This window comes from Chamaesiphon sp. OTE_20_metabat_361, from assembly GCF_031364565.1.
Genome location: NZ_JANLWO010000666.1, coordinates 1 through 7,008 on the forward strand (window position 1 = coordinate 1; position 7,008 = coordinate 7,008).

Here is a 7,008-nt window from a genome sequence, read left to right on the forward strand (position 1 = left end):
TACGCGATGGTACATTGCTATTTAAGAGTCAACTCAGCTTGATTCGATCGAAAGCCATCTCTAGCAATCAATCATATCGCCTCAAGCCTAATCCCGATCCTAATCCTGATGGGACACGTAACTTTGTGGTGGAATATGCCAGCAACTGTAAAGTTTCTACTACTGGCGGCACCAGTGGCTGGCAGAGAGCATCACAATTCGATCTCGATTTGCCAAAAAACATAGGTATTACAGACATTGCAACTACTATTAGCGATCCAGCATCAATTGGACTTGTTAGCAATTCTTTAGGAGATGGAGTTTGTTTTGATAACAGAGGTATTGTAGACACCCCAAGAAAATTAATTCTCAAAGATTTTCGAGGTGATAATAAAGCCAAAATAGCATTGATCGACATCGGAACAATAGGGAGCGTTGATATTTATACATATACTAGTAATACCTCAACCACCCCCGTTCGGATTGCAGCTAATAGTGCAGGTAATCCTGAATTTTAGTTGACTAAGCACTTAAATAATATTGATTTCATAGTATTTCAAAAGTTGCAATTATAGGATAATGATAACAAAATTTTATTTGAAATTAAACTCCTTAAAGACTCATCACCTAGAAAGAGGATTTAGTCTGATAGAAACAGTGATTGCCCTGACAACATTAGGAATTTGCCTTGCTTACGCAATGCCTCTATTTCTATACGCTAAAATTAACAACTCTAAAAGTGAGATTCGGACTGGAGCTTTGATTGTATCTCAGCGAGTATTTGATAATATTCGATCGCGAAAAATTAGCGATTTACCATTAACTGATGGATTCAATAATGATAATTTGGCTAGCTGTCAATTTGCTAATACAGCAGGTCTTGGTCGGATAGATACTAGCAATGGAAGTGTAGTTAACCTTAAAAATTGTGTGAATGCTAGCCCGATCGCAACTGCCAATCCTTTGCTCACACCCAATAATTTTAATAGTATAACTGCTGATGAGCTACTACTCACTCAGGCAATGGGACGGCAGTATCGTACATCTGTTACTTTTTGCCAGGGACTAGCTATCACGCCTGCACACGGAGCATCTCCAGTAATTCCAGCAATTGCAGCAGATTCGACAGTTTGCGGTGACAAGTATCGAAAATTTAAAATAGAGGTAACGTACAATGGCAATAAAGTATACGATCTGGAAGGTACTTATACGGAATTTCAGTAGAGGATTTACTCTCATAGAATTAATAGTTGGTCTACTAATAATGTCAATTGTGGGTGGATTGGCGATGAATGCTTTTATTGCAGCCAGCAAGGACTTTAATGAGGACAAGAAAGATATTGAATCTAGTCAGAACTTGTCAGCTATTTTAGAAATAATTGGCAATGATATCAAACAAGCTGGAGAACAAATTAATAGGAATAGCTTCCCAACCATTGAAATAAGTTCCAATACTGTGAGTGGGTCTATTATTACTGAATCTTCTACAGTCGTAATTCGGAGAGCACTAACACAAGCATTGACTCTGTGTGCCACAATACCAGCGAATACAACTCCAACTGAATTGATAGTTGCAGATAATACTCAGACAGCTACCAGTCCAAACTGCAATCCACTACCTTTACAGTTAGATACGAGCTTACCTAAGTTATCCAGCTCTTTGCGGGATGTTCGTAATTATCGCTGCAAACTTGATAATATTAATGGTGTGTATACCAGCACTACTAGTGATTTTTGTCAGACTCCTAAATCTAGTCCCGATTTAGAAAAAGTACGCGCGGCAGTATTTGATAGTGCTGACAATTTTCGGGTTTTTAACTATACAGATGATGCAGTAGTAACTGCTGATACTAAGTTCAAAATTGTAATTGACAGTCTGGCTAGTCAAGCTACCGCTTCGGCTATTGGTAGTCCAATCTACTTAATTGAGGAGAGAGTCTATAAATTGGATAATGATGGAATATTAAAAATGTCTATAGATGGCGGTTCTTTTCAGCCTTTAATTAAAGGAGTTACCAAGTTCAAAGTTTCGGCAAGGTTGTACAGCGATACTACGACTAAAGCCATTAATACTGCACCCGCTAATGCCTGCGCTGATAATGCGAATTACGCCTGTACATTCAATGCTAGTACTGCCAACTATAACTGGAGAAATTTAGCTGGAGTCAAAGTGGAGTTACGATCTAGATATGATTCTACTGGACGGGGAGCAACGCCTAGTACAGATGACATTAATAAATTAACTGCCGCTGCCGAATTCTTTCCCCGGAATGTTCTCTCGAAATAATTAGCCATCTTTTGTCAGCATAATTTCAACTCCTTGCTGTATAAACTTTTCCCCAAAAATTTCCGCTCTTTGAGGTTATATCCTACGTTCCGCTTGGATATAAGCTACTCGATCGGTCGCGATTGTTAATAGACCTGGTAGCTCTACCCCACCACTAACTACAAAGCCATAGCAGGGTGGTTTCATTCACCAGAAGAAAAATGTCCGCGATTTACTGCTTGATAAAAGCGATTGATATCAATGTCAAAATGCGATCTCGATCGCACCTTGATCGCGTTTTCCCGATTAAGATGCAGGAATAATATCTTCACTACAAGTGTCATCAACCGCCAGTCACAATGATTCACCTCGATCGGTGACGGGTTTTGCCTGGATTTTGGGCAATATAAAAGTACAACATGTCCGCGCGATCGTCGATCGCTAGAACACAAGCCATCATAGTCTTTGCCTGAGCTGCGATCTGGTGCTCGATCGCGACTGCCCATGTATTTGTCAAACATATATAAATTACTTAACCCTCTTCTCCCCAGCACTGGGGATTACATCTTTAAATCCTGAGTAACCGACAATGAATAACAAACCAAACCCCGATCGCTCCCTCCTCCACTTCATGCTCCGAGCACAACAGATCGCACAGCAAGATGGGCGATCGGATAAAGGTTATGCGATGCTGATCGTCTCGTTCATATCGATCGCGATGTTTAGTATGTTGGCGGCATATATGACGATGGCCAATCTCAGTAAATCGTCAACCAATGCGTATGTGAATGGTACCAATAGCTTCTATGTTGCCGAATCGGGATTGAATAGACGTGCCGAGCAACTTCGTCAAAAATTCGTCGGTTATGCTACTCCTTCTGGAACCAGTCCAGGTCAGACGACAACTACTCCAATTGTTACTCCAGCAAATATTAGTAACTGCTTTTCCTTAGGAACGACCTCTACCATTAGTCCTAGCAACGACTTTGAATGTGGAAACTACCCTTTTCGATACAATAATAATATTGCTAAATCCATAAATGGAGATGGTAATGTTGTTCTGAGCGAACAAGATAATAATAGCAACAGTATCAATTATCTTGCATACACATTTGTAGCTGACAAGACGGCTTATGCCACTACGGGAACAACAACGTTAACATATCCAGAGCCTAAAACCATTGAGGCCGATCAACCCTATGCAGGATTACTTGCTCAGGAATACAAGTATACAGTGTATGCCACTGCTGCTAAACTAGATTCAGCTCAATCAATCCAAAATGGTGAGGCAAAAACTGTCTTGCAAATGGACTTCAAGAGTCGGATTGTCCCTCTGTTTCAGTTTGGGGTATTTTATGATGGTGACTTAGACATCAGTTCTCACTCAGACATGAATGTCTATGGACGAGTACATACGAATAAAACATTAATTATTACTCCTGAAAGTGGTGCCACACTAACTATTGCTGGAGCAAAAAGTGGCGAAACTAATGATGAGCTTGACTATCGCATTACTGCGGCAGGAGATATCTATACCTATGATACAGTCAACGGCGGTTCGAGTGGTGCTCTCCGTATTGTCGTTCCAAGTAGTGCTGCAATAACTATTCCACCCACTGCATCTGGAACATTGGCAGCACCAGATAGTCGGGCAATCAATTTTAAATCGCTCGCAATCAATAAAAACACACCACTAACTAATTTAGCATCAGCACCTGCCGATTATAAATTATCCAATTTCTTTCCCTATATTAGTAATTACTTGTCTGCTACGCCAGTTCGAGTCTTGAACCCACCCGGACTGGGGTTTCTGCGGAAAACAGATGATACCGGAGAAATTACAGATTACTATGGTAAAGCCGATCTGCGACTCACGATGCAGTACGATCGGGCTGTTCCTTTCGATCTGACATCAATTCAGACTGGGACTGGGGCTAAAGGTAGCACTTGTGCTGATACTGGGACAGGTAATATGAATATCTCCCCCGATCGAGCGGAAAAAAGTACGGCTAAATGTACTTCCTTTAGTAAAGGGCAACTGAACAGCCTACAGCAGCCAGTCTTGGTAATGACCAAGGATATTGCTGAAGAAAAAGACCGCTTTTGCAAGCAAGCAAATCTTAACGATATTACTAGTATTACTCCAGCTTCAGCACTCAATAGTTTGAGTTCTACGACTAAAGACAAGATCTTGCGGGCGTTGCAGGTTGCCATCGCTTCTTCGCCAACACCAGTACCTTATGAGAAGGTGACAACAACTGGGATGCTACCAAGCGACGTTCAAACTACTTTTATAAATCTACTCGTTCGGCTCAAGACTATAGATACTACATTATCGACAATCGATCCTAATGCGATCGGTTTGCTGCCACCAGCCACGATTGCCGCCATCCGCAATAGTTGTTTCTTACCCGCACCGATTCAGAAATTAGTCAATCCAGCCACGGGTACGGCAAGGTTCTACGATCGGCGAGAAGTCCGAGCGATGAAATACCTCCAAACCAATATCGAAAGTTTGACAGTCTGGAATCGTGATGGTGTGTATGTTAATTTTGGCACCAGTCTGACAACTGCGGCTAGCGACTTTACAGCTACAGATATCATCACGAAAATCAACGCTGCCTTTGATGATGTCATTGCTGCGACACCAAGTACTTATTCAACCGATGGCTTATTATTCGTTCGGGATGCGGCTGTTGCTACCGCTACGACAGGGAGCTTCCAAAAACTGGGGCTAGCAGCTAAAGATCGCACCGAAGGCGGACTAGTTTTTCACGCGACGCTTGACGATACCACTTTCCCGATTGACAGTACCGATAAGAAGCGAAAGTACAACTCCACCGTCAGCGATAATTACGGTAAATACAAAAGTCCGTTTGGTTTCATCTTTAATGACGGTGCAAACTTACCTGGTCCGATGACCATCGCTAGCGATCAAGCGATATATACTCAAGGTGACTATAACAACTTTGGATTTGTCGATACTACTGATATTGGTGCCAAACAACCCGCTGCTCTTTTAGCTGATACGATTACAGCACTATCGAATGCTTGTCTGAAGACTACTGCTGCTAATTCCAATCTTGCCAGTGTTGTGATTCCCCGTGGTCAAGTTAACTGTCTCATCAATCAAACTAAACAACCAGCAACGACAACAACCGTGTTTGCTGCATACGCAGCAAACAGTGACCTTAGTTGTGGTAACTTAGGCTCTAATGCTCCGGCTGCTTACTGTACCGATCGACGCACTCGAAAGAATGGTAGTGATACTGGGCAATACTTCGGTGGTGGTCTCCAAAACTTCATGCGAATGCTGGAAGACTGGACTCCTACATCTGGACGACAAACTTTTAGATATCGTGGTTCGATGGTTAATTTAGGTGTGCCGCAGGAGTTTAATGGTTTAATCGTTTTCGGTAATGTTTTTGAGATTCCCAACCGAGATTTTGGCTTCGACCCTGCTTTCAAATCTTTTGACAAGTTACCTCCACTCTCACCCCGAGCGGTCTATCTACAACAAGAAGTATTTAAGCGCACATACAACTAATTCCCAATAGTTAACAATCCTGTTGAGTATCATCTACTCAACAGGATTTTTGGGCGTTGCTGATTTGAGGTATGACTGACTTTTTTTATACCTCTTATACCCCGCTCCTCTGTATATATTTCATACCTCGATCCAGCAATGCCACTTGTAAATTCTAGACGATTTTTCAATCAGGCTCAACTACTAGCTGAGCCTGATTAAATTGTTTAAAAAACTATCGTATTAAATAACTAAAACTCAAATCCCAGACCGACATTCGTACTATTGTTGGAGTTTCAATCAGTATTGAAACTACCGAGTAGTGCTACTCCTTCAAATAGGTTGACATCGACACCGATCGTCTCTAGTATTCCGAAATTGGAAGAGTTGGAACCATTAGTCCCAGAAGTATACTTAACACCACCGACAGCGTGAGAAGCGATCGATGGATTGCGCTCGAAGGGTTCCTTGTCACCCAGTGCAAGGGCAAGCTTGTGATTCCTCCTGGTGCTACAGTGCTTTTAAGACCACATCACCCAGACTACATTTAGTCGCATTGCTGGCAAGGCGATCGTAGAAACCTCGAACAGCAAAACTAGCACCGATCTATGTATTGCCTTGCCATCGGATCGGAAAACCCAATAAATTAGTGCAACCTGACAGCAGCAATCCTAAATAAATACACGATCGAGTCGGTCGAATCGGGACACATTTGGCAAATTAAGTTGTCGTAAACTTATATTGCCCACAGATCGGTGTAATCTATCGCTGAAAGTGCCAGTCGAAGTTGAATTTGATGCTGGGGCGATAACTTCACTTCATACTCCTGATATCCGCATCTTAATCGGCAAAATAACGATCGAGTGCGATCGCGATCGCATTTGAAGGTAATGTAGATTGCGTTGGTCGAGTGGTAAATAGCGGAGATCGGACTCAATTGAGTCTGCTTGGGTTGTAGCGGAGATCTGTACCCCACACTTCGTGGGGCTTCAGTGCATCGCCACAGTCTTCCCTTTAGAGGGTGTTTGAAAAGTCAAAATAGGTCAGTCAGCCAAAATTGGGCAGGAGAGTACAATTTTAACAACTGCTAGAAACACTCTAAAGTTTGGCTAAAATTTCCGCAGCAACTCGATCGCATACCCCTCGATCGCCCAAAGCCATTCGCATTTGGCTATAATCAGCTAACATTCGATCGCGTCTTAACGTATTAAAAATTAGTTCGAGACTTTCACTCACA

General features: G+C 42.2%; 5 protein-coding genes. 4 read left to right on the plus strand and 1 reads right to left on the minus strand.

From position 1 onward, the window contains the following. The 3 genes from RMO35_RS19065 to RMO35_RS19075 form a co-directional block, all read left to right on the plus strand. Window positions 1–497: hypothetical protein (locus RMO35_RS19065; RefSeq protein WP_309743175.1), on the plus strand; the 497-nt coding region annotated here is incomplete at its 5' end. A 61-nt stretch (window positions 498–558) separates the two neighbouring features. Beyond that, complete coding sequence (locus tag RMO35_RS19070; protein WP_309743177.1) at window positions 559–1,203, plus strand: type II secretion system protein; 645 nt, start codon at window positions 559–561, stop codon at window positions 1,201–1,203. Continuing rightward, the gene (locus RMO35_RS19075) at window positions 1,154–2,266 is read left to right on the plus strand and encodes a prepilin-type N-terminal cleavage/methylation domain-containing protein (RefSeq protein ID WP_309743179.1); all 1,113 of its coding nucleotides are present in this window, start codon (window positions 1,154–1,156) and stop codon (window positions 2,264–2,266) included. The genes RMO35_RS19070 and RMO35_RS19075 overlap by 50 nt, the downstream gene beginning before the upstream one ends. A 182-nt stretch (window positions 2,267–2,448) precedes the next feature. Here the strand turns inward: RMO35_RS19075 and RMO35_RS19080 are convergent, their stop codons facing one another. Beyond that, entirely contained in the window at window positions 2,449–2,766 is a 318-nt protein-coding gene (locus RMO35_RS19080; protein WP_309743181.1) for a hypothetical protein, read from the minus strand. Between the two features lie 68 nt (window positions 2,767–2,834). On the opposite strand from RMO35_RS19080, the gene RMO35_RS19085 reads away from it, so the two are divergent. Beyond that, window positions 2,835–5,792 carry a hypothetical protein gene (locus RMO35_RS19085; protein WP_309743183.1) on the plus strand — a complete coding sequence of 986 codons (2,958 nt, stop codon included), beginning with the start codon at window positions 2,835–2,837 and terminating at the stop codon, window positions 5,790–5,792. Window positions 5,793–7,008: the final 1,216 nt, after the last annotated feature.

Excerpts from the sequence above, each read along its gene's own strand:
- RMO35_RS19070 (WP_309743177.1), top strand. The coding sequence starts at position 559 with ATGATAACAAAATTTTATTTGAAATTAAACTCCTTAAAGACTCATCAC.
- RMO35_RS19075 (WP_309743179.1), top strand. The coding sequence starts at position 1,154 with ATGGCAATAAAGTATACGATCTGGAAGGTACTTATACGGAATTTCAGT.
- RMO35_RS19080 (WP_309743181.1), bottom strand. The coding sequence starts at position 2,766 with ATGTTTGACAAATACATGGGCAGTCGCGATCGAGCACCAGATCGCAGC.
- RMO35_RS19085 (WP_309743183.1), top strand. The coding sequence starts at position 2,835 with ATGAATAACAAACCAAACCCCGATCGCTCCCTCCTCCACTTCATGCTC.